Genomic DNA, 22,565 nt, shown 5'->3' with positions numbered 1-22,565 from the left:
GGACAATGCCATGCTCGCCAAGTTGGCGCATCGGTCGCCATACCGCAACAGCGTTGCGGTCCAGACGGTCGATACCACGGCCGACCTTATCGCCGAGTTGAAGGCGCACCGCAAGTCGCAGGTTGCCGAGCGGTCGCACGCCCGCGACTAGTGGGCGCCCACACCATGCGCCACTCGGCGGCTGAAGGCCGGCTCGATTCGGCGTACACAGGAGGGCCGCGGCTGATCTGCTCGGACACGCGTCAATCAGTATCACCGCGACTTGTACGGGCACACCAGCGACGATGCCGCGGGAGCGGCAATCGACCGGCCCGGGGGCGTGCCGGGCTTGTGTCAAGCTCCGGTACCCGCTTGACGAATGAGTTCCGGTAGGTGCTTTACAGCGATGCTGGTCCTTGATGGCCGCGGTCGCTTCCGGCATAGGGGCGATGGGCGCCGGTTAAGGCGCCGGGGTCAAGGCGCGGCCCTCGGGCCGACCGCGCAGCGGCCCGGCCTTGACGGCGGCGCCGTTCGGCGCATCCTGGCGCGGCTTGCGGGGACGACCGTGCGGTGTGGCGTACGCGCCATGCTCTTTGGCCCGGTCATGGCGGATGGCGTGGGTGCGCAGGATTGATCCTGCGCGGGCAATCTGCACCGACCCAGCCACGATCGATACCTCGACTTGCTGTCCCCGCCAAGGCCTTCCGGCCCGATACATCGTTCCAGCGAAAGATATCTCTCCGTTGTTGTCCACGACGCGGGTGACCACGATCCCGCTAGTCACCGGGCGAGCCGTCCGCCTGCCCTGGCGTAGCACCGCGGGCGCATTGTCTGATTTGCGTCGCTGCACGTGCGAGGCGACCAACACATCGCGGTGATAGATCTGCACCAAGTTGTCGGCGACGACCGCCTCGACCGGCTCCCCGGCCAACACGATCGGCACCCGATAGCGGAACCCGGCCAACCGGATCGATCCGCGCTGATCCACCCAGCGTTGAACGCCGGCACTGCGCAGATCCGCACGCTGAGCGGTGCACCGTTGCCCATTGGTAGCAACCGCTGCGAGGGGCTCCACGACTTCAAGATCAGCACCCGCGGCCATCGCAAACCGTTCCGCAGGCGGACTCATCCCCAACGACTGGTGTGGGCGCTCGTTGTTGTAGTACCTCACCCACCCATCCAGTGCTGCCTGCAATTCACCGATGGTGGCGAACGCTCGGTCGGTGCCGGTGAAGAATTCCGCGCGCATCGTCTTATGAAGGCGCTCAACCTTTCCCGTCGTAGTCGGCGATCGCGGTGCGGTCAACAAATGCCGGATCCCATTCTCCACACAGACCCGGTCAAACAGCACCTCTGACGACGAACCACCCGGACCGAACCGCCCCGTGAACACCTTGCCGTTGTCGGTCAAAATCTGCTCGGGCACCCCGTGCCGCTGCAGCGCCCCCAGCAACGCCTCACAGACCGGCCGGGCAGTCGCGCGCGCGACCACCTTCGCCGACACCACAAACCGGGAATTGTCATCAATGCCGGTCACCACCTTGACCTCCACCCCATCGCTGAGATGGATCCCGCCCACGACGTCCATCTGCCACAACTCCATCGGCCGCCCCCGCTCCCACCGCTTGTAGTCGGCCCGCCGGCGACGACGCTTCACCGGATCAATACGCCCGTTACGGACCAACGCCCGATACACACTGGAACGCCCCGGAACGGGCGCCACACCCTCGCGCGTCAGCTCATAGACGATCCGGGTCGGCCCCCAACGCGGATGCGCATCACGCAACCCCAACACCCGCGCCTCCAGCGCCGGCGCCATCTGATGCGGACACCCATGCGGCCGCGACGAGCGGTCCTCCAAATTCAACACCGCCCCATCACAGGCATAACAACGCAGCCACGCATGCACCGTCTGGCGCGACACCCCATACCGGCGAGCAACAGTGCAGATCACCGCACCATCGAGAACTCAAGCACCGCCCGATAACGCAACTCGGACACACGCAACTCCCGCAACATGCCGGCCCCTTTCGCAGTCACCCACGACTACGAAAGAACCCCCACCCACCAACGGGTGTAAAGCACCTACCGGAACTGTTGTCGCGCACCTACCGGAACCGCGTCCCAGAACCGTAAAGCAGCAACCGGACCTCAAACGTCAAGCATCAACCGGAACCGCACAGCGGCTGGTTGGCGTACGCGTTGGCGTACAACGCCGTTTCAGAACATCAGAGACGGTCTCGGCTAGCTCCGAAATCGCCTCCGAACAGTGCTTATAGTGGTCGGGCTGACAGGATTTGAACCTGCGACCACTTGACCCCCAGTCAAGTGCGCTACCAAACTGCGCCACAGCCCGGTGCTGCCGGTCCGTGAACGATCCGTGAACCAACAGCAGGTCGACAGCCTACCGCAGTCACCCGAAGCGCCAGACCTAGGCCACCTGCGCGTCGGCAGCCGCAGCCCGCTCCCACAGCAGAGACGAGTACACCGTCCGCCCGTCGGGCAGGGTCAGCTGCGACGACAGCGTCAGCCGGTCCCCGTCCAGGTCGCTGTGTCGCAGGTGAAACTGGCCCAAGTAGTTCGGCACCAGGGACAGCGTCGCCTGGTGACGGATGTCGCCGGTCTCCTCCTCGACGAAGTACCGCCCGCTATAGGCCAGGTAACCCAGCGCCGCAGCGGCGGCCTGCTCAGTGGTGCCGCCGCTGGCCACCGGCCGGTCGTAGTCCGGCCGTCCCGAGGACTGGATCTGCGCGGACATGTAACCGTCCGGGGTGTACATGATCAAGCCCTGGGCATCCTCGCCGTGCGGGTAGCGCGGTGGCCCGTCGGGGGTGTCCCGCTCGATGTAGGAAACCAGCCTCCAGGCTCCAATAAGACTTTCTTGCAACGATTTTGACATCAGTCCTCCTCAGTATCGGGTCCGCGAGCGGGTGTCGACCTTCGAAACCCACGCCCGCAGCACTTGGGCGAGTTCGGCCTCGCGGCCGTAGAAACGCTGCGCCGGAACCGGCACGCTGACCGCCACCAGCACATCGCTCACACCGTGCAGCACCGCGCCCACCGCGCAGATGCCTTCGGTCTGCTCCTCGCGGTCATAGGCGACGCCTTCGGCCCGGATCCGATCCAGCTCGGCAACCAGAGTCGCCTGATCGGTGATGGTGTTCGTGGTGAGCTGGACCAGCCGCTTGGGCATCACCTGGGCCAGCTGATCGGAAGGCAGGGCCGCCAGTAACGCCTTGCCGTTGGCACTGCAATAGAGCGGGAACGACTCCCCCACCGCGCTGACCGCCTGCAGGCGGTGCGGCGCGACAACCTGGTCGATGAAGTCGGCCCGGTCCCCGTCCAGGATCGACAGGTCCACGGTCTCATTCAGGCTGCGGGACAGCTCCGTAAGGAACGGGTGCATGTCGGTGACGACGCCGAGTCGCACCGTGTTGGCCATCCGCGCGATCTCCGGTCCCAATCGATGGGGGCCCCGACCTCCCCGGCGCGAGGCCACCAGCCCTTCGTCCTCCAGTGCGTTGAGGATCCGGCTCACCGTCGAGCGGGCCATGCCGACCCGGTCGCAGATTTCGGCCTGACTCAGGCCACCCGGATGCGATTGCAGCACCCGCAGTATCTCGGCGGCCCGGGCAATGACCTGAATACCGCCGCTTCGGCCCTCCGACATCTCCGGCAGCGCCGTCATTGACGAACTCCTCTCTTGGCCGGCAGTTGCAGCACGGCCTCGGCTTCTTCGACGGACGCGACCGGGAGATCCAGAGCCTGAGCCAGACGCGTCGTGCGTGACACCAGCGCCAGATTGCTCGGTGCCAGCTCACCCTTGCGCAGATACAGCGTGTCCTCCAGCCCGACTCGGGCGTTGCCGCCCAGCGCCAGACCCATCGCAGTCAGCTCCAGGTTGGCCCGACCGATCGCGATGACCTGCCAGATCGCCCCAGTGGGTAGCCGGCGCACCATGGTGAGCAGATTGTCGGCCGTGGCGGCCATGCCGCCCTGAACTCCGAGCACGATGCTGAACTGCAGCGGTTCGGCCAACAACCCCTCGGCCCACAGTCGCAGGCAGGCCTCCAGATGGCCGGTGTCGTAGATTTCGAGCTCCGGCTTGATGTCCAGCTCCGCCATGCGCCCGGCCAGCCGACGCACCGCATTCGGCGGGTTGCGAAACTCCCCGGCGCCGAAGCTCATTGAGCAGGGGTTGAGCGTGGCCATCCGCGGCCGCAGCTCCACCAACTTTTCCCGTTCTTCGAACGGCACGCTGAGCCCGACGCCGGTCGACATCTGGATCAGGATCGGGCAACGTTCGCCGATCAGCTCCATGGTGCGCCGGGCGATGTCGAGATCGGCTGTCGGTCTTTCGAATTCGTCGCGAAGGTGGATGTGGGCGACCGATGCGCCGGCATGGTATGCCTGTTCGACCGCGGTTGCGATCTCCTCGGGAGTGGTGGGCAGGGCCGGGTTGTCGGCCTTGGTCGCAATCGGCCCGGTCGGTGCGACCGTGACGATGACACTCATTGCTCAACCTCGTCCGGGTAGGCCATGGTGACCAGCAGCGTCGCCTCGTGACCCGAGCGATTGAGAATCGACCTGGTCTCCCCCGTGGCCAGGTGCATGCTGTCGAGGCGGCCCAGCACCGTCTCACCTTCATCGGTGCAGACCACCAATTCACCGTCGAGCACGACGTAGACGGTTTCCGCTGGGGCACAGGCTTCTTCGGCTATTCCGTCGGGTCGGTAGAGCGACACGCCGACCCAGAACCGCTCGCTGGGCCCTGCCTCCAACCCCTGCAGCCGCGCCGTGCACACGCGGTGATGTGCGGGGGCCACATATGTGGGAGCATCGCTGGCGCGAGTCACATTCATGCTCAGTCCGCCTCACCCGTCTCGATACGGTAGCTCCCGGTCGGGTCGACGATCGCAACCAGCCGCACGATGCAGCCGTCGCCACCCACCCACCGCCACGGGAACGCGGCGAAAGTGACCCGCTTGCCGGTGACCTTGTCCAGATCACCGCCGACGTTCTCGAAACCGTAGATGCCTTTGGACAGGATCGCGCGGTGGCAGGGCTCCCACTCCGGGAAGTCGTCCAGCACCTTGCGGCCGGTCTGCTCTTCGTATTCCTTGACGGCCCAGGGCAACAGACCGCCTTGCGCTTCGGACGGACCGTGCGGGGCGATCGCAGTCGCCAGCGGATGGTCCAGCGCCTGGGTATCGGTGCCGACGGCCTTGACGCCTTTGGCGGCGAACCATTCGCCGGCCTCCTTGTAGAAGCCCGGAGAATAGGCGTAGTACTCGGCGCTGTCGGCGTACTTGTGGTGCCAACCGGTATTGACGATGACGATGTCGCCGGGCCGGATCCCCGGTGTGACCTTCTCCAAGTCCTCGGCGGTCACGACACCCCATTTGCCCTTCGGGATCGAGACGACGACGCCGGTGCCGAAGAAGGCGCTCAGCGGGATCTCCTCGAGGAACGGCGTGCCCTCCACAACGTGCGCCGGGGCGTCGATGTGGGTACCGGAATGCATGACGGTGGTGATCTTCTGGGTCAGCACCCGGCTTTTCGCCATACCGTGCAGGCGTTCGATCTTGACGTCCTCGAAGTACGGCCACGCCGGCACACCGTGTCCCCACGGGTGTGACAGGTCGTAAAACTCCAATGCTGACTCGGCTTTACCGAGGGGCCAGGTGAATTCCATGACTAAGACGTCCTTTCTGGGTTGAGTTGCCGACTGATGTGCCCGGCCAACCGGGCGGCCGTTTCTGCTCGGGCGCCTTCGGGCCAGTCCAGGAACCCCCGGCCGGTGCGGGCTCCGAGTTGGCCCGCCTCGACCAGCTCGCGCAGGAGCGGGCTGGGATGCGGATCGCTGTTGATGTTGGGGATCACCGCTTCGTGGATGGCCAGCGTCAAGTCAAGGCCGATGTAGTCGGCGTTCTCCAGTGGACCGAGGGTGGCCAGCCGCAAGCCAATCGTGTTGCGCACCACCAGATCCACCGTCGGCGCATCGCAAACACCCTCGGCGACAAGGGCCATCGCCTCGCGCCAGAGTGCATGCTGCAACCGGTTGCCGATGAAGCCGGCAACGTCGCGGCCGACTCGCACCGGCATCTTGCCGGCCTCGGTCAGCAAACCGATGATCCGGTCCACGGTTTCGGCGCTGGTCCGCTCGCAGGGAATCACCTCGACCACCGGAATCAGGTCGGGCGGATTCCAGAAATGCGTCCCTAGCACGCGAGCGCCGTCCTCGACGCGCTCGGTGACGGCGCCGATCGGCAGCACCGAGGTGTTGGTGGCTAAAACGGCACCGGGGGCCAGTTCTGCCAGTCGCGCGAAGAGTTCCCGCTTGATGTCCAGGTTTTCGATGATGGCTTCGACGATCAGGTCGGTATCGGCGGCCGCCGCAGCCAGATCACCTGTGGCCGAGACCGAACCACGTCCGGCGCCGGACACTTCGCGCGCTTCCGCGGCTGCGGCATCGAGGATTCCGGTATTCGTATCGGTGATGACGACGTCAAGTCCCGCCGACGCGAGCACGCCGGCGATGCGACGTCCCATCAGGCCGGCCCCGACGACGGCCGCGCGGGTGAAGCCGTGCGAGGTCAGCATGCGGTGTAACCCCCGTCCAGGTACATCACCTGGCCGGTGTAGAAACTGGAGGCGTCGCTGAGCAGATAGATCAGGGCGCCGACGAAGTCTTCGGGTTCAGCGAAGCGGCCCAAGGGAATTCGGGCGAACATGGCCTCACGTGTCGCACGGCCTTTCTCGTCGTCGGCGTACATCCATTCAGTCAGCTCAGAGCGGAAAACCGTGGGCGCCAACGCGTTCACCCGAATACGGTCGGCGCCCCACTCGGCTGCCAGCGACTTGGCGAGCAGGTCGGTTCCCGCCTTGGAGGGGCAGTAGGCGCTGTAGCCCGCGTTGTGGCCCAACGCGCCTCGCACGGAGGAGACCAGCACGATGCTGCCGCCGAAACCCTGTTCGAGCATGACCCGCCCGGCCGCCTGGCAGGTCAGCCACGCTCCCCGGACGTTGGCGTCCATGACCTTGTCGAAGTCCTCGACCGACATCTCGGTGATGGGCGCGACGTGGTTCATGCCCGAGGCAACCAGTACACCGTCCAGTCGGCCGTGGTGGGCTACCGCGGCCTCGACCATGGCCTGCGCGTCGGCAGGAGTCTCGGGGCGGCGGGGCATCAGGACGGCGCCGTCGATTCCGGCGTCGTCGACCAGTTCGGTGAGCCCGGCCGAGTTGCCGCCAGCCAGGGTCAACCGGGCTCCGGCGTCGGCGAGAGCGCGCGCCGCGACCCGCCCGAGCGAACCGGTGGCGCCGGTGATCAATATCGACTTGTCGCGCACGCTGAATCGCGTCTGACTTCTGGTCAGCGACTGCTCCGTCGTCATCCCAACTCCTCACCATTCCCACGATGCGGTCTTCAATATCCGCGATATGAGAAATAGTAGGAACGATCATCCGCGCATGTCAACGGCATTTTCTTGTGACGCAGCTTTCAATGTCCGCATCGTGGGAATTACTATGCGGAGGGCGGAATGCGGGTAATCAGCGGCGCTGGGCCGAGCGCTTCTCTCGCATTCTCACGTTGATCCGGATCGGGCTGCCTTCGAATCCGAACGTCTCACGCAGGCGCCGCTCCAGGAACCGTCGGTAGCCGGCTTCGAGGAATCCGGTGGTGAACAGCACGAACGTCGGCGGCCGGGAGGCGGCCTGAGTGGCGAACAGGATGCGAGGCTGCTTGCCGCCGCGCACCGGCGGCGGCGTCGCGGCCACCACCTCCTTGATCCAGCTGTTCAGCGGCCCGGTGGGGATCCGGGCGTCCCACGACGCCAACGCGGTCTCCATCGCCGGCACCAGCTTCTGTACCGCCCGGCCGGTTTTCGCAGAGATATTGACCCGTTGCGCCCAGCGCACCTGCACCAACTCGCGGTCGATCTCCCGGTCCAGCAGATCGCGGCGGTCCTCGTCGACGAGGTCCCATTTGTTGTACGCGATCACCAGCGCGCGCCCGGCCTCGATCACCATCGACAGCACCCGCAAGTCCTGCTCGGTGAGCGGCTGGGAGGCGTCGATCAGCACGACCACCACTTCGGCGGCGTCGATGGCGCCGCGGGTTCGCACCGAGGCGTAGAACTCGTGCCCGCTGGCCTGCCCGACCTTGCGGCGCAGACCAGCGGTGTCGACGAACCGCCACACCTTGCCGCCCAGATCAATCAGCGAGTCCACCGGATCGACCGTCGTTCCCGCGACGTCGTGTACCACCGAACGCTGATCACCGGCCAGCTTGTTCAGCAGAGAACTCTTGCCCACATTCGGTTTACCCACCAGGGCGACCCGACGGGGACCGCCCCCGGTCGGCGTCACCTCGGAAACCTCGGGCACCGCGCCCAGCACCGCGTCCAGCAATTCAGCCACCCCGCGGCCGTGCATGGCACTGATCGCATAGGGTTCGCCGAGGCCCAGCGACCACAACTCGGCGGCGTCGGCTTCGGCCCTCTCACTGTCAACCTTGTTGGCGGCCAGGAACACCGGCTTGCCCGAGCGAAGCAGGATTCGGGCCGCGGCCTCGTCGGCGGCGGTGGCGCCCACGGTGGCGTCGACCACCAGGATCACCGCATCGGCGGTGCGCATGGCCACCGAGGCCTGCTCGGCCACCAATTGCTGCAGCCCTTTGGCGTCGGGTTCCCATCCCCCGGTGTCCTGCACCACGAACCGGCGACCTGTCCACAAGGCGTCGTAGGAGACCCGATCCCGGGTCACGCCCGGAACATCCTGCACCACCGCTTCGCGCCGGCCGATGATCCGGTTGACCAGGGTCGACTTGCCGACATTGGGCCGCCCCACGATCGCCACCACGGGTGCCGGCCCCGCCTCGTCCAGGTCTTCTGATTCGGAATCGATCAGCTCCCAGTCGCTTTCGTCGGACCAGGTCCCGTCCTCGGTCATCGCACCGCCCCGCTTCGCTGTGTGACCAACTCCTGCAGGTGAGCGATCACCTCGGCCTCGGTCATGTCGCTGGTGTCGACGACGATCGCATCCGGCGCGGCACGCAGTGGCGACACCGCACGAGTGGAGTCGAGGTGGTCCCGGCGGCGCACGTCCGCTAGCACGGCCTCGTAGTCGTCGGCCAGTCCGGCCCGAATGTTCTGGGCGTTGCGGCGCTCCGCGCGGGTTTCGGCGGAAGCGGTCAGAAAGATCTTGACCGGTGCGTCGGGGAAGACAACGGTCCCGATGTCGCGTCCCTCGACGACGATCGTGCCTGGGCCGTCGGCCATCTGGCGTTGGATGTCGACCAGTCGGGTACGCACCGAAGGCACGGCCGAAACCGCGGACACTGCCTTGGTGACGTTGTCGCCCCGGATGTCCGCCGAAACGTCTTCTCCGGCAAGGGAAAAGCTGCTCGAGTCGGGATCATAGCCCACGGAAAGCTCTGCGGTGGCGGCGGTCTCATCGACCGCGTCGGCGTTCGCGGGGTCGACACCCGCGCGCAGCACCGCGAGCGTCACCATCCGGTACATCGCTCCCGTGTCGAGGAAGCGCGCCCCCAACCCACGTGCCAATCCCCTTGACACCGAGGACTTTCCGGTGCCAGCAGGCCCGTCGATCGCTACCACAACGCTCACAACCCGACCGCCTTGTACAGTTGCCCGATCTCGTCGTGCCGCAACGCCCGCACCGAGCCCGGGCGCTGCTTACCCAGGGTCACCGCGCCGATGTCGGTGCGCACCAACGCTTCGACCGGAAATCCGACGGCCGCCAGTAACCGGCGCACGATCCGGTTGCGGCCCTCGTGCAGCGTCACCCGCACCAGCGACTTGCCGGGGATCGCGTCGACCACCGCAAAATCGTCCAGTCGCACCGGGCCGTCGTCCAATTCGATGCCGGAGCGCAGTTGCTTTCCCAGCCCGCGTGGTACGGCACCGGTCACCGTGGCGAGATAGGTCTTGGGCACCTGATGGGACGGGTGCATCAGCCGGTGCGCGAGCTCCCCGTCGTTGGTCAGCAAGATGAGCCCTTCGGTGTCGGCGTCCAGGCGCCCGACGTGAAATAACTTCTTGTTACCCCGGACCTTTCGTTCGATCAGGTCACCGATGCACGGACGGCCGCGATCGTCGGACATGGTCGAGTGCATGCCGCGCGGCTTGTTCAGCGCCAGGTAGACCAGCGAGTCGTCCAGCACCACCCGCGCTCCGTCGACGCGGATCACCGAGACGTCCGGATCGACCCGGGTGCCCAGCTCGGTCACCACATGACCGTCCACTTCGACGCGGCCCTCGACGATCATTCGCTCGGCTGCCCGGCGCGAGGCGATTCCGGCCTGGGACAGCACTTTCTGCAGGCGGGTCCCCCGCTCGTCCGATTCGACCATCAGTCGTGATCCACGTCGAACGTCAGCGGCTGATCGGCGGCCCGGCCGCCGTTGAGTTTGATGAAGCGTGGCTCGCTGTCCAGGGTTTCGCTGAGGTCGTCGATGGTGTCGACATCGGGCAGCAGCGGCGCGATGTCGGGCAATTCGGCCAGCGATGTCAGCCCCAGCCGCTCGAGGAAAAGCTCGGTGGTGGCGAAAGTGACTGCGCCGCTGTCCTCGTCAGTACCGACCTCGGTGATCAGCCCGCGGGCCAACAGCGTCCGCATCACGGCGTCCACATTGACACCGCGGACCGCGCTGACCCGTGCGCGGGTCACCGGCTGGCGGTAGGCAACCACGGCCAGCGTTTCCAGGGCGGCCCTGGTGAGCTTGGTCCGCGCCCCATCCAGTAGCAGCTTCTCGACGTAGGGCGCAAATCGCGCCCGGGTGTAAAACCGCCAGCCCTCGCCGGTGTGGCGCAGGTCGATGCCGCTGTCGCGCGCCGTCAAATCGTCGGCCAAGAGCCGCAGCTTGGCCGCGACCCGATACACGGGTTGCTCGGTGGCCGAGGCCAGCGCCTCGGCGGTCACGGGGGTGTCGACCACCAGCAGCAACGATTCCAGCACCCGGCCGAGTTCGTCGGGATCCATCTCGGCAGGTTCGGCGATATCCGGGATCCCGGTATCCAGCTCGCCACCGGGCGGCAGTTGGGTCATCTACTGGTCTCGCACTTCTAGCAACGATTCGCTCGCTGGCCGTTCCCCGGTCCACGAAACCTGGAGCACGCCAAGGGGCTCGGACTGGTCGAATGCTACAGCCCGGGACCGATACAGTTCGAGCAGCGCAAGGAAGCGGCCGACGATCTCGACCGGCACGGTGCAATCGGCCACCAGCTCCGAGAAGGAGGCCCACTGGCCGCTGCCCCGCCCTTCCAGGAAGGTCAGGATGTGGCGGGCCTGCTCGGGAACCGAGACCGGTTCCACGTGTAGGTGCCCGATGCCGACCGTAGGCACCGGGCGTGGTGTGAAGGCAATCGCCGCGATCTCGGCGAACCGTTGGGCGTCGACGCCGATCATCACCTCGGGCAGCAGGCCCTCGAAGCGCTCCTCCAGGGCAACCGAGCGCGGATAGCTGCGCAGCGCGGTGGCCTCCAGCTCGGCGAACATCTCGGCGACGTGCTTGAACGCCCGGTACTGCAACAGCCGGGCGAACAGCAGGTCACGCACTTCCAGCAGGGCCAGGTCTTCGTCGTCGTCGACCTGGCCGGTGGGCAGCAGGCGGGCCGCCTTGAGATCGAGCAGGGTGGCCGCGACCACCAGGAACGCGGTGGTCTCCTCCAAGTCCAACTGCGCGCCGATGGTCTTGGTGTAGGCGATGAAGTCGTCGGTGACCTGGTGTAATGCCACCTCGGTGACGTCGAGCCGGTGCGCGAAGATGAGTTGCAGCAGCAGGTCGAACGGCCCCTCGAAGTTGGTCAGCCGGACCTGAAACCCGCTCTCGGATGCCGCCGGACTGTCGGGGCCGCTCACACGCCGAATCGGTTGATGAACTCGCGGGCCAGCGAGCGGTACGCGAGAGCACCGGCAGACCGGGGCGCCCACGTGGTGATGGGTTCGCCCGCGACACTGGTCTCCGGGAAGCGGACGGTGCGGGTGATCACGGTGTCGAACACTAGATCACCGAAGCGTTCGACGACGCGGGCCATCACCTCACGGGAGTTCACGGTGCGCGGGTCGTAGCGGGTGATCAGGATGCCACTGATGTCCAGTTTGGGGTTCAGCCGATCGCGCACCTTGTCGACGGTGTCGGTGAGCAGCGCCAGACCGCGCAACGAGAAAAACTCGCATTCGGTGGGGATGACCACGCCTTCCGCGCAGGCCAGCCCGTTGACGGTGAGCAGTCCCAGGGACGGCTGGCAGTCGATCAGCACATAGTCGTAGCGGTCCAGCACGGGATACAGCGCCCGGGCCAGGGTCTGTTCGCGGCCCACCTCGTTGACCAATTGGATTTCCGCCGCCGACAAATCGATGTTGCTGGGCACCAGATCCAAATTCTTGACCCGGGTGTTAATCAGCACGTCGTCGATCGACACCCGCGATTCCACCAACACGTTGTGGATCGTCTTCTCCAGCTCGTAGTGCGGAACCCCCAGCCCGGCTGACAGCGCGCCCTGTGGGTCCATGTCCACCAGCAGCACCCGGCGGCCGTATTCGGCTAGGGCGGCGCCGAGGTTGATCGTCGACGTCGTCTTACCGACGCCGCCCTTCTGGTTGCACATCGCGACCACTTTGGCCGGGCCGTGGCTGGCCAGTGGCTTGGGTTCGGGGATCGCCCGCGGCGGCCGGCCAGTCAGGCCGATTTCCGGACCGTTGCCGGGGTGGTCGGTCATGCCCGGTCGCGGTTGGGGGTGACGGACGTCAACGTGGACATTGCAGGAAAGTCTAACGGCTCCCCTTGCCTGCGCCGGGAGACCCGCAGGCAACGCTTCCAGCTCTGTGAATCCGGCCTCGGCGGCAGGCCGGTATGTAAAGCTCGTCTCACATAATCCGCGTCTTGAGGAGCTTCGGAGGAGCTGACTCATGGATGACGACAACGTCGCCGACCAGCTCAGCGATTCCGACCGGCTCGACGCCAGGCTCCTGAAAATCGCCGGCGTGTGTGTGCTGGGTTCGATGATGGCCATCGTCGACACGACGGTCGTCACAGTCGCGCAGCGCACCTTCGTCGCCGCCTTCGACACCACCCAGGCCGTTGTCGCGTGGACGATGACCGGCTACACCCTCGCATTGGCGGCCGTGATCCCGCTGGCGGGTTGGGCGGCCGACCGGTTCGGCACCAAGCGCCTGTTCATCGGCTCGGTGCTGGCGTTCACTTTGGGTTCGCTGCTCTGTGCGATGGCGCCGACCATCAATCTCCTGATCTCCTTTCGCGTGCTGCAGGGTCTCGGCGGCGGCATGTTGATGCCGCTGGTGCTCACCATCCTCACCAGGGAGGCCGGTCCCAGGCGGATGGGTCGAGTCCTGGCAGTGCTGGGCATCCCGATGCTGCTGGGCCCGGTTTTCGGACCCGTGCTGGGCGGCTGGCTGATCGACAGCTTCAGTTGGCCGTGGATCTTCTGGATCAACCTGCCGATCGGGCTGATCGCGGCCTGTCTCGCCGCGCTGGTGTTCGCGGCAGATCATCCAGCCCCGTCGGAAACGTTCGACCTTGTCGGCATGCTGCTGCTCTCCCCGGGCCTGGCGACCTTCTTGTACGGGGTGTCGGTCATCCCCACCCGCAGTACGGTCTCGGACCGTCACGTGTGGATACCGGTGGTCATCGGCTTGCTGCTGATTGCCGGGTTCGTGTTTCACGCCTTGCACCGAGCGACTCATCCGCTGATAGACCTCACCCTGTTCACCAACCGCGTCGTCACGCTGGCCAATGCGGCGATGCTCTTCTTCGCCGCCTCGTTCTTCGGCGCCAGTCTGCTCTTTCCGAGCTATTTCCAAGAAGTGCTGCATCAGACGCCCCTCAACGCCGGATTGAGCATGGTCCCCCGAGGGCTCGGCGCGATGGTGACCATGCCGCTCGCCGGTTCGCTGATGGACAAGCGGGGACCCCGCAAGATCCTGCTCATCGGCCTGACCCTCATCGCGGCGGGTATGGGTGTCTTCGCCTACGGGGTTGCCGTTCGTGCCGATTACCTGCCGACTCTGGTCTGCGGACTGATCATCATGGGGTTGGGCATGGGCGCCACGATGATGCCGCTCTCCGCGGCGGCGGTGCAGACCCTGGCTCCCCATCAGATCGCGCGGGGCTCGACGCTGGTCAATGTCAACCAGCAGGTGGCCGCTTCGGTGGGAACCGCTCTGATGTCGGTAATTCTGACCGACCACTTCAACCGCACCTACACCGTCTCGGTCGCGCACAAAATCGCTGCCCTGCAGGAGGAATCCGTGCGACGCGGCACGCCGGTCGACCCCTCGACGCTGCCTCCGCAGGCACTCGACCCGGGTTTCCCGGATAACGTGCTGCACGACCTGTCGCACGCGTACGGCGTCGTGTTCGTGGTTGCGGTGGTGTTGGTGGCCTTGGCTTTCGCCCCGATAGCCTTTCTGCCGCGGCGGCCACCCGGCCTTGCGAACGAATCAGGTTGATGTGGGGTCGAATTCGATGGGCAGCGTGGCCGGTCCGGTGAGCTGAGCGAACGGTTTCCAGGGCGCGGGGCCGGTGCGCCGGGGGTTGCGCATTCGCCGCGTCATCAGTATCAGCGCCTGAGCGAGTTCCGTCCTGGCCAAGTGCGCGCCCAGGCAGTTGCGGGCGCCCGCGCCGAACGTCAGCATCGGGGAACCCGTCTCACGGGTGATGTCGAGGCGCTCGGGATCTTCGTAGACGTCGGGATCGCGGTTGGCGGCGGCGGTGTTGACGACGACTCGGGTGCCGGCCGGAATGACGACGCCGCCGAGCTCGACGTCCTCGACGGCCTGTCTGACCACGAAGACGGCCGCCGGCGTGTGCCGCAGCAGCTCGGCGACAGCTTGCGGCGCGAGTTCCGGGTGGTCGCCCAGCAGCGCCCACTGCTCCGGGTGATCGCAGAGGACCTGCACCGCGGCGGCCAGTTGGTTGCGGATGGTGTCCGTGCCCGCTATCAGCAGTCCCGAGACCAGCATGCACAGGTCCCGGTGCGTGAGCCGGTCACCGTCGTGGGTACGAATCAACTCCGAGATCACATCGTCGGTGGGGTTGTCGCGCCGCGCTGCAACCATGTCGGCGATGTAGGCATCGAGTTCGTCATAGGCCGTCATAATGGCGTCTTGTTTGGCTGCGGCTTGCCCGGTGAACATCCAGCTGATGTCCTCGGACCACCCCGCGAAGAGCCTCCAGTCCTGCTCTGGGGCACCGAGAAAGGCACCCAGCACCGGGCTCGGATAGCGTTGGGCGATCTCGTCGACGACGTCGCCGCTGCCGGCTTCCACCACCGGGTCGATCAGCGAGCTGATCACGTCGGTGATGACCGTCACCAGCCGGGCCGCGGAGCGCGGGCCAAACGCCTGGGCCGCTAACCTCCGCATCCGGCGGTGTTCGGCCCCATCCAGGCTCATCAGCGTGTTGCGGACCCGCTCTTTCAAGCGGTCCGACGTAACCCCCTGGGCGGCGAGCATGAGGCCTTGTGCCACCGAGAACCGCCCGTCGAACAGTACCGTGCGCACCAGCTCGTAGCTCAGAACTTCTGGACCGAGCAAGCCGATTGCGATCGGACTCTGTTCTCGGGCTTGCCGAATACGGCGGTGCGCGTCCTCGGGGTTCTCGGCGTCCATATAGGCCAGCCGCGGCAGGTCGGCTTCGAACACGCTGGGGCGCATCAGGTCAAACTACTTTCGCAATTCGTGGGCGGTGAGCACCAGCTCTTTGACAGCGGTGACATTCACGGGCGTCGAGGAGTCGGCCAACAGGTCCGGCGAAGAGGTGATGACGATGGGGGTGTCTTCCGGCGAGTCGGGCAATCGTCCATGGGTGCCGCCGACCGCGTCACCGTTGAGGGCGACGACCCCCATCGTGTATCGCAGTCCTACCGCCTTTTTGGCCAGTGCGGCGGCGGCTTTGGCCTTCACCAGTCGGTCGGCTGGGTTCATCAGTAGCTCGGCTGGGTCATATCCAGGTTTGCGGTGGATGTCGACGCAGGGCGCAAATTCGGGGCGCGGTCGTCGTCCAGCCAGTAGTAGTAGGTGAACCAGGCGCCAGGCTCCGCGACCGCCACCAGTTCGCCGGCCCGCGGATGGTCAATGGACAAGCGCTGCTGCTGTTCTCGGTCGAGTACTTCGTCGACGCCGTCCAGGGCTCCTACCATGGCGGCCACTCGGGCGATGTCCGCAACGTCGTGCACATAGATGTGCGCGGCCTGATGATCGGCGACTGCGAACGCCCGCGACGTCCACGGGTCTAGATACTCGCGCCCCTGCTGCGTGTAGACGCTGAGATAGCCTTCGCGCCGCAGCACCCGGTTGATGTCGACCGGCCGGTGCGCCGGCGCGATGCCGTACTCGGAGACGACGATGACGGTCACGTCGTGTTCGGCGGCGTAGGTCAACAGGGGTTCTAGAGCGGCGTCGACGTCCGCCGCTGCGGTAATTGCCTGCGGTGAATGCGGACCGTAGCGCTGAAAGTCGTAGTCCAGGTGCGGGATATACGCGGTGAGCAACGTGGGCGAGTAACGCCGGGCGATCTCCACCGATGCGTCGACCAACCAGCGTGACGACGTGATATCAGCCGTGGGACCCCAATACTGGAACAACGGGAACGTGCCGAACTTCTCGGTGAGGATGTCGTGCAGATCCGGCGGAACGGCGTAGCAATCCGGCGACTTGCGTCCATCCTGGTGATAGACCGGCCGCGGTGTGACGACAACGTCGTTGCTGGCGTTCATGGCGTACCACCAGCCCACGTTCGCCGAGCGGTATCCGTCGAAACGGGCCGCGGCCGTCTCCCAGACCTTCTCCCCCGCCACCAGCTTGTTGCTCTGGCGCCATAACAGCACTTCCCCGAGATCCCGGAAATACCAGCCGTTCCCGACGATCCCGTGCTGATTCGGCAGCAGACCGGTGACCATCGACGACTGGACCGCGCAGGTGACGGCTGGAAAAACCGGAGCGAGCTGACCGACCGCCCCCTGTGTCGCGAGCGCGGACAGGTTTGGCATGTGCCGTAGCAGCGGTTGGGTCAGCCCGACGACATCGATCAGCAGGACTTGCCGGGTCATGCCGGCTCCCGCGTCGTCAGGAGTTGCTCGAGCCAGCAGATCTCGGCCGCCAGGTCATCGGCCAGGCTGGGCATGCGTAGCGAGGCGGGCAGGACTTCCCACGTGTAGGTCTCGATTTCGATGTCCACCGGCCGCGGGATCGTCGCGTCGCAAAGCATGGCCATGACCTCAGTGAGGACGTACGAAGTGTTCGACAACGGTGCGGGCGGGCTCACGTGCAATGGCACGTGGTAGTGCACGCGAACATGTCCCGACGTCGGGACCGACGGATCGTCGAGGCGCAGATCGTCCCGGAACCATCGGCGTCCGTGCCCGTCGACGCCGTTGGCCTGGTGCAGATATGGCGAGTGGGAGAATTCCGCGAAGGCTTCGGCGACTCCTTCGGCTGCCAGGTCGTGAATCTCGATAGCGTTGGACGCCTGAATCTTGACCACGTCAATTCCCAGCTCAGCCAACCCCGTTACGACCTCGGCGGGATCCTCGTACATCACGGCCAGATGGCAGGTGTCCAGGCACAGACCGATGTAGGTGGGGTCCACCCCGTGCGCTGTTCGGCCGAACCAGTCGATCGCGTCACCGCACGATCCGATCACGCAACCCGGTTCGGGTTCGACGGCCAATCTGATCCGTCGGCCCGTTTGTTCTTCGATACGGCGCAGGTGCTCGCTCAGCGTTCCCAGATTGTGCCGCGCCCGCGCATCGGAGCCGTTGTCCCAGGGATCAGCCCACCCCAACGGCAACGTCGAGATGCTGCCCTGCTGGACGTCGACCATCAGCTCGCTGAGCACCTCGGCACAGCTGCGGGTGTAGTCGAGCCGCTGCTGCGTAGTCCAATCCGGTTGGTAGACGGCATGCTTGACCGATTCGCCGTGGAAATGCCCATAGGGAAAAGCGTTCATGGTGGTTACCCGAAGTCCGTGGTCGGCCAGGATCGACGCCAGTCGTCGGCGCGCCGGCGGATCCCCGGCCAACCGGGACATGGTGTGCGCGGGTAGCCAAAGTCCGATGCCGAGTTGATCTAGCCCGGCGCGTTCGCGTGCCGGTGCGAATACCGACAACAGTCGGTCCTCGAGCACCTCCACGGTGTCGGCCGCGACGACGTTGCTGCAGTAGGACAGCGTCACGGTTTTTCCCCGCGGTTGATGGTATTGCCCGCGAACACCGCCTCCTGGTCGTCGCTGAGCAGTCGAAGTTGGCCGCTTTGGTTGAAGAACTCCACCGGATTGCGCCACAGCACCCGATCCACATCGTCGTCGGTGAATCCGGCGGTCAGCATCGCCCGCGCCGTCTTGGCCGTCTTGAGCGGATCCGACCGGCCCCAGTCCGCGGCGGAGTTGACGATGATGCGTTCCAATCCGAAGCGCTGCATCAAGGCGACCATCCGCGCCTCGTCCATTTTGGTATCGGGATAGATCGAGAACCCCATCCAGCATCCGCTGTCCCGTACCGGCTCGATGGTGACCTCGTTGAGGTGGTCCAGCAAGACCATCCCCGGGTCGATCCCGACCCTCTTCACGACCTCGATGCTCGCCAGGGTTCCACCCAGCTTGTCCCGGTGTGGCGTATGCACCAGTGCGGGCAGGCTCCGCGTCGCCGCCATCTCCAACTGTGTTTGGAATACCGTGGTTTCCTCCGGCGTCATCGAGTCATAGCCGATCTCGCCGACCGCGACGACACCGCTCTTGGACAGATAGCGCGGAATCTGTTCGAGCACCCCCCGGCAGCGACTATCGTTGGCCTCCTTCGGATTGAGGGCGATCGTGCAGTTGTGCGCGATGCCGAACTGAGATGCGCGGTACCGCTCCCAACCGATGAGACTGTCGAAATAGTCGATGAAGGAGGCGGGGTCGGTGCGGGGTTGCCCTAACCAGAAAGCAGGTTCGACGATCGCGCGGACGCCCGCCGCGTACATCGCCTCATAGTCGTCGGTGGTGCGCGACGACATGTGTATGTGCGGATCGAAGATCCTCACTCCGAAACCTCCGTCCCGATGGCGGTCAGATGCTTCAGCAGTTCGACGTCGGACGACACCGAACGACCGGCAGCCTGTCGTTCACTGATGTAATCAGTTGTCATACGCCCTAATTCGGCGTCCGCGCGGTTACGCAGGCCGTGTACCACCTGCAGCGGCACGCCCATGAAGATCAACTTCATCACCCCGTCACGCCACGTGTGCTGATCCAGGAAACGTGCGCCGAAGCCGCCCAGTGCCGCGCCGACGAGTCGGGGGTCGTTGCACCGCAGGGCATCCGCCGCCAAATCCAAGCCCGTTGACGTTGCGACGGGCCCGATCCTGTCGTCCAGCGCGGCCGCCGTCAGTCCGTTCAGTACGGCCAGTCGCTCGTCGGTGTCTCCCCACCGGTAGAGCTTCTCGATGAGTGGCGCAGCCGTCGCATCGGGCGCAGTAGCCAGCAATGCGCTGAGCAATTGTTGCCGCGCCAGCAGGCACGCGTCACCGCCTGCGCCGGCAATACCGCGTTCGGCGCCCGCAAAGATCTCCAAGACCTGGTCGGGGTCGCGTCCGATCTCCGCTACGCCAGCGGCGATCCAGGAACGTGCGGCCGGTGTCAGCCGGGCCGCTTTGATCGCGGACATGCTGCGGCGCATCACATTCGGTGCATCATTCGAGTGTCTTGGCAATTCGACCGATGCGACGCCGGAAAACCCAGTCTCGCCCAACGCGTCCATCACCGCGCCCAGATCCAGGCTGCCGTGCCCGAATTCCAGGTGCTCATGCTTGCGGGGCGTCATGTCGTCCAGGTGAACGTTGACGAGCTTGTCACCCAGCTCGACGATCGCCGGTCCGGCCCCCATCGGCTCGGTCATCACGCAATGACCGACATCCAGTGTGATCCGCAGCGGCGCCGGGTCACCAAGCGCTCGGCACAGCTCGCGCGCTTGTGCGACCGTCTCCACGAACATGCCTGGCTCCGGCTCGAATCCCAGTGTGACGTCCTTGCGATCGGCATAGTCGACAAGCTCGGCGAGGCGGCCGATCAGCAGCTCGCGGGTGGTCTGGGGGTCGGTGTGGCTGACCGCGTAGCCCGACCAGAGTGAGACGCACGTCGCCCCCAGATCCGCCGCGATATCGATCGCCCTGCGCATGAATTCGATGCGTGGTTGCGCCGCGCTGTCGACCAGGGACGGCTTGTGCTTGTTGTGGGGATCAAGGAGGTAGCGGGCCCCTGTTTCGACGGCCACACGCAGGCCGTGGGTGTCCAGCAATGCGCGAAGCGCGCCTAGCTGGGCGCCCAGATCGGAATCGAACGGGCGCACGTGCGGATAGCCGATCGTCAGTGCGACCGCGCTGTACCCATGGTCTGCGATGAGCGCGAGCGCGTCCGGCAGCGGGTGGTCGGCCAGGCTGTTCGTGTTGTAACCAATGTGCATCAGGTCACCTCGGTCGGTTGGGGCGCAGACACTTTGAGCCGAAGTGCGATGGCCAATCCACACAGTGCCAGCTGTGTGGCCGGTCGCGGCGATGGTGCCGCAAGCATCGCCTGCACCGCGATCATCGAGGCGATGCCGCTGCGCACCGCGCCGCGAATCTGCTCGGCGGATGGCTGCTGCCATGCCCGCCACAAGCCGGGCCCGAACGACCACGCGTACACGGCGACCCCCGGCAGTGCCCGGTAGCCGGCTGACTTACCTACGGCCTTACCTACGGTCGAGGTGGCGAGCACTGCGCCGCCGGCTACCGCGGTGGCCAATCCCGCAACGACAGCAGGAAGGCTGCGGTCGGAGCCAGAGACCTCGCTGCGCGACAGCACCGTGACGGCGGTCGTGTGCAATCCGAGCACCGAGGCCGGTAGCAGCGCCGGCCGGTAGTCGGGCGCGGCGCCGAGCATGACGTCGACTATTCGGCACCCCGACATGACCAGCGGACCGGCGACGGTGTCCTTGGCCACCAGGTCATAGGCGATGACCCACAGCGTGATTCGACTCGCGGCAGCCAGCCCGTGGCTGCCGTTGGCTGCGGCCGCGGTGGCCATACCCGCTCCGGCCAGGACCGCCGCGAGCGACAACGCCGTGCCGGATGACACCTCACCGGACGGTATCGGGCGCTCCGGACGTTCGACCGCATCGCGCTCGCGATCGGCCCAGTCGTTGAGCACCATGCCGCTCCAGTACAACAACGCCGACGCCAGCGGCAGGGCCAGCCGCCGTCCCGTCAGGGGACGTCCGCACCAGATCGCGCCCACCGCCGTGTCCCCCAGCACAGTGAGCGCAGCAGGCGCCCGCATCAGATCAAGGAACGGTTTGACCTTCACCGGTCTGCCGATAACGACTTGGCCCATCCCAGCAGCGCATCGTATTGCGCGGCAAGTGAATGCGTCTTGCCACCCCAGGGTTCCTTGAAGAAGTAGCCCAGCTCCCCGACCACGCCGCGGGCGCCGCGCAGCCGCGCCATGGCCAGCAATCGCGCGACGTCGAGAACCAAGGGTGCGGCCAGCGCGGAATCCGGTGCAGACCAGGTGGTTTGCAGTGTGATCTGGCCGCCGAGGAAGCCGGTGGCGTGGATGTGGTCCCAGGCGACCTTGGTTTCGCCGAGGTCCGGCACGTAGTCGATGTGCAGCGGCGCACTGACCTCGCCACCGAGCAGTTGCTGGATCCCGCGTTGCTTGCTGGCGAGTTTGGACTGGGCCGCAACGGGATCGGCCAGCGTCGCGCCGTCCCCACCACCCAGCAGGTTGGTGCCGGCCCAGGAATGGACAGCCATGGCGCGGCCGGCGAACATCGGCGCCAGCACGCTGCGCAACAAGGTTTGGCCGGTCTTGGCGTCCTGTCCCGCACAGAGGATTCCGGCGTCGTCGGCCAAGAACCGTAGCGCCGTTAGGCCCAGGGTCGGCGACGGAGTGAAGCAGGAATAAGCGGCATCATTGTTGATCGCGGCGAGTGTGGTCAGCGCGCTCGCCGGCAACACGATCCGATTCCGCTGCCCCAATGCGGCTATCAGCAGGTCAGGGTCGTGATATTCGGGTAGGTCGCGCGCCGGGGGCTGCGTCGAGGCGACGTCGATGACGATGAGGACATCGAGTGCATTGCGCGATACGAACAAGGCCATCGCGTCACTGAGCCGGTCGACAAGTTCTGCTTGGGTGGAGGCGCCGGCGGCGGCGGGATCGGATGTCGCCATGCAGGACGGACCGACAATCTCGTCATCGGTGGCCGCCAAGCGATCCGCCACCGCCGCGACCACCCGTGCCGGCAGGAGTCCCGCCTCGACCAATGACTCGGCCCTCTTGATCAGCGGCGTGGTCGAGACATCGCGCCCCGCTACCACGAAATCGGTGTAGCCGGGCAGCGTCACTCCGGCGAAATTCTCGGTCGCGGTGACGCAGCCGGTCTCCCCGATCACACCGGCGGCAAGGGCATAAAGGCCAACGATGGAGGTTGTGGACACCGAACCTCGGGCGCCGGTGAGCCACAGCCCGCAGCGCGGATTCGGAACCGATTCGGGTCTGGTGCGGTGTTGTCTCATCGCGCGGT

General features: G+C 66.0%; 23 protein-coding genes, 1 tRNA gene and 1 pseudogene. 2 read left to right on the top strand and 23 right to left on the bottom strand.

Annotated features, from left to right (window positions below):
• The first annotated feature begins 10 nt into the window (after nt 1-10).
• Nucleotides 11-151, top strand: a complete 141-nt coding sequence (locus tag JX552_RS14440) for a hypothetical protein (protein WP_205878018.1) — start codon at nt 11-13, stop codon at nt 149-151.
• A 288-nt stretch (nt 152-439) separates the two neighbouring features.
• Here JX552_RS14440 and JX552_RS14435 read toward each other — a convergent pair.
• The 15 genes and pseudogenes from JX552_RS14435 to JX552_RS14365 form a co-directional block, all read right to left on the bottom strand.
• A pseudogene (locus JX552_RS14435) lies at nt 440-1,998 on the bottom strand (IS481 family transposase).
• A gap of 260 nt (nt 1,999-2,258) precedes the next feature.
• A tRNA-Pro gene (locus JX552_RS14430) sits at nt 2,259-2,335 on the bottom strand.
• 75 nt (nt 2,336-2,410) lie between these two features.
• Entirely contained in the window at nt 2,411-2,878 is a 468-nt protein-coding gene (locus tag JX552_RS14425) for a lipocalin-like domain-containing protein (RefSeq protein WP_205878017.1), read from the bottom strand.
• Nucleotides 2,879-2,887: 9 nt separating this feature from the next.
• Nucleotides 2,888-3,667 carry an IclR family transcriptional regulator gene (locus JX552_RS14420; RefSeq protein ID WP_205878016.1) on the bottom strand — a complete coding sequence of 260 codons (780 nt, stop codon included), beginning with the start codon at nt 3,665-3,667 and terminating at the stop codon, nt 2,888-2,890.
• On the bottom strand, nt 3,664-4,494 hold the full coding sequence (locus JX552_RS14415; protein ID WP_205878015.1) for a beta-keto acid cleavage family enzyme: 831 nt from the start codon (nt 4,492-4,494) through the stop codon (nt 3,664-3,666). The genes JX552_RS14420 and JX552_RS14415 overlap by 4 nt, the downstream gene beginning before the upstream one ends.
• Nucleotides 4,491-4,841: a beta-D-galactosidase gene (locus tag JX552_RS14410; RefSeq protein ID WP_205878014.1), complete on the bottom strand. Its 351-nt coding sequence runs from the start codon at nt 4,839-4,841 to the stop codon at nt 4,491-4,493. The genes JX552_RS14415 and JX552_RS14410 overlap by 4 nt, the downstream gene beginning before the upstream one ends.
• 2 nt (nt 4,842-4,843) lie before the next feature.
• Entirely contained in the window at nt 4,844-5,674 is an 831-nt protein-coding gene (locus tag JX552_RS14405) for a cyclase family protein (RefSeq protein WP_205878013.1), read from the bottom strand.
• Between the two features lie 2 nt (nt 5,675-5,676).
• Nucleotides 5,677-6,582: a 3-hydroxyacyl-CoA dehydrogenase family protein gene (locus JX552_RS14400; RefSeq protein ID WP_205878012.1), complete on the bottom strand. Its 906-nt coding sequence runs from the start codon at nt 6,580-6,582 to the stop codon at nt 5,677-5,679.
• Entirely contained in the window at nt 6,576-7,376 is an 801-nt protein-coding gene (locus JX552_RS14395) for an SDR family NAD(P)-dependent oxidoreductase (RefSeq protein ID WP_205878011.1), read from the bottom strand. The genes JX552_RS14400 and JX552_RS14395 overlap by 7 nt, the downstream gene beginning before the upstream one ends.
• 157 nt (nt 7,377-7,533) lie before the next feature.
• On the bottom strand, nt 7,534-8,934 hold the full coding sequence (gene der, locus JX552_RS14390) for a ribosome biogenesis GTPase Der (RefSeq protein WP_205878010.1): 1,401 nt from the start codon (nt 8,932-8,934) through the stop codon (nt 7,534-7,536).
• The gene (gene cmk, locus JX552_RS14385; RefSeq protein WP_241011043.1) at nt 8,931-9,611 is read right to left on the bottom strand and encodes a (d)CMP kinase; all 681 of its coding nucleotides are present in this window, start codon (nt 9,609-9,611) and stop codon (nt 8,931-8,933) included. The genes der and cmk overlap by 4 nt, the downstream gene beginning before the upstream one ends.
• Nucleotides 9,608-10,357, bottom strand: a complete 750-nt coding sequence (locus JX552_RS14380) for a pseudouridine synthase (RefSeq protein WP_205878009.1) — start codon at nt 10,355-10,357, stop codon at nt 9,608-9,610. Before JX552_RS14380 ends, cmk begins: the two co-directional genes overlap by 4 nt.
• Nucleotides 10,357-11,052 carry an SMC-Scp complex subunit ScpB gene (scpB, locus tag JX552_RS14375; protein ID WP_205878008.1) on the bottom strand — a complete coding sequence of 232 codons (696 nt, stop codon included), beginning with the start codon at nt 11,050-11,052 and terminating at the stop codon, nt 10,357-10,359. Before scpB ends, JX552_RS14380 begins: the two co-directional genes overlap by 1 nt.
• Nucleotides 11,053-11,874 carry a segregation/condensation protein A gene (locus tag JX552_RS14370; RefSeq protein WP_205878442.1) on the bottom strand — a complete coding sequence of 274 codons (822 nt, stop codon included), beginning with the start codon at nt 11,872-11,874 and terminating at the stop codon, nt 11,053-11,055. It abuts the gene before it with no gap.
• The gene (locus JX552_RS14365; RefSeq protein ID WP_205878007.1) at nt 11,862-12,725 is read right to left on the bottom strand and encodes a ParA family protein; all 864 of its coding nucleotides are present in this window, start codon (nt 12,723-12,725) and stop codon (nt 11,862-11,864) included. The genes JX552_RS14370 and JX552_RS14365 overlap by 13 nt, the downstream gene beginning before the upstream one ends.
• 190 nt (nt 12,726-12,915) lie before the next feature.
• Between JX552_RS14365 and JX552_RS14360 the strand changes: the two genes are divergently transcribed.
• Nucleotides 12,916-14,475, top strand: a complete 1,560-nt coding sequence (locus JX552_RS14360; RefSeq protein ID WP_205878006.1) for a DHA2 family efflux MFS transporter permease subunit — start codon at nt 12,916-12,918, stop codon at nt 14,473-14,475.
• Here JX552_RS14360 and JX552_RS14355 read toward each other — a convergent pair.
• From JX552_RS14355 to JX552_RS14325, 8 genes are read right to left on the bottom strand one after another with little or no spacing between them, the layout of a single operon-like run.
• A complete protein-coding gene (locus JX552_RS14355; protein ID WP_205878005.1) occupies nt 14,467-15,681 on the bottom strand; it encodes a cytochrome P450 in 1,215 nt (404 codons plus the stop codon). The genes JX552_RS14360 and JX552_RS14355 overlap by 9 nt on opposite strands.
• A gap of 9 nt (nt 15,682-15,690) precedes the next feature.
• Nucleotides 15,691-15,951, bottom strand: coding sequence for a hypothetical protein (locus tag JX552_RS32330; protein ID WP_241011042.1), 261 nt, complete (start codon nt 15,949-15,951; stop codon nt 15,691-15,693).
• Nucleotides 15,951-17,075: an alkaline phosphatase family protein gene (locus JX552_RS14350; protein ID WP_241011041.1), complete on the bottom strand. Its 1,125-nt coding sequence runs from the start codon at nt 17,073-17,075 to the stop codon at nt 15,951-15,953. Before JX552_RS14350 ends, JX552_RS32330 begins: the two co-directional genes overlap by 1 nt.
• Nucleotides 17,072-18,199 carry a metabolite traffic protein EboE gene (eboE, locus tag JX552_RS14345; RefSeq protein WP_205878004.1) on the bottom strand — a complete coding sequence of 376 codons (1,128 nt, stop codon included), beginning with the start codon at nt 18,197-18,199 and terminating at the stop codon, nt 17,072-17,074. The genes JX552_RS14350 and eboE overlap by 4 nt, the downstream gene beginning before the upstream one ends.
• Nucleotides 18,196-19,047, bottom strand: a complete 852-nt coding sequence (locus tag JX552_RS14340) for a TatD family hydrolase (RefSeq protein ID WP_205878003.1) — start codon at nt 19,045-19,047, stop codon at nt 18,196-18,198. Before JX552_RS14340 ends, eboE begins: the two co-directional genes overlap by 4 nt.
• A complete protein-coding gene (locus JX552_RS14335) occupies nt 19,044-20,465 on the bottom strand; it encodes a TIM barrel protein (protein ID WP_205878002.1) in 1,422 nt (473 codons plus the stop codon). Before JX552_RS14335 ends, JX552_RS14340 begins: the two co-directional genes overlap by 4 nt.
• Nucleotides 20,465-21,346: an SCO3242 family prenyltransferase gene (locus JX552_RS14330; RefSeq protein WP_205878001.1), complete on the bottom strand. Its 882-nt coding sequence runs from the start codon at nt 21,344-21,346 to the stop codon at nt 20,465-20,467. Before JX552_RS14330 ends, JX552_RS14335 begins: the two co-directional genes overlap by 1 nt.
• Nucleotides 21,343-22,557 (bottom strand): inositol-3-phosphate synthase, encoded by a 1,215-nt coding sequence (locus tag JX552_RS14325; protein WP_205878000.1) that lies wholly within the window; start codon nt 22,555-22,557, stop codon nt 21,343-21,345. The genes JX552_RS14330 and JX552_RS14325 overlap by 4 nt, the downstream gene beginning before the upstream one ends.
• Nucleotides 22,558-22,565: the final 8 nt, after the last annotated feature.

Source organism: Mycobacterium gordonae, from assembly GCF_017086405.1.
In the GTDB taxonomy this organism is placed as follows: domain Bacteria; phylum Actinomycetota; class Actinomycetes; order Mycobacteriales; family Mycobacteriaceae; genus Mycobacterium; species Mycobacterium gordonae_D.
The sequence above is the reverse complement of the archived record's forward strand: the minus strand, read 5'-3'. Positions and strand labels throughout refer to the sequence as shown.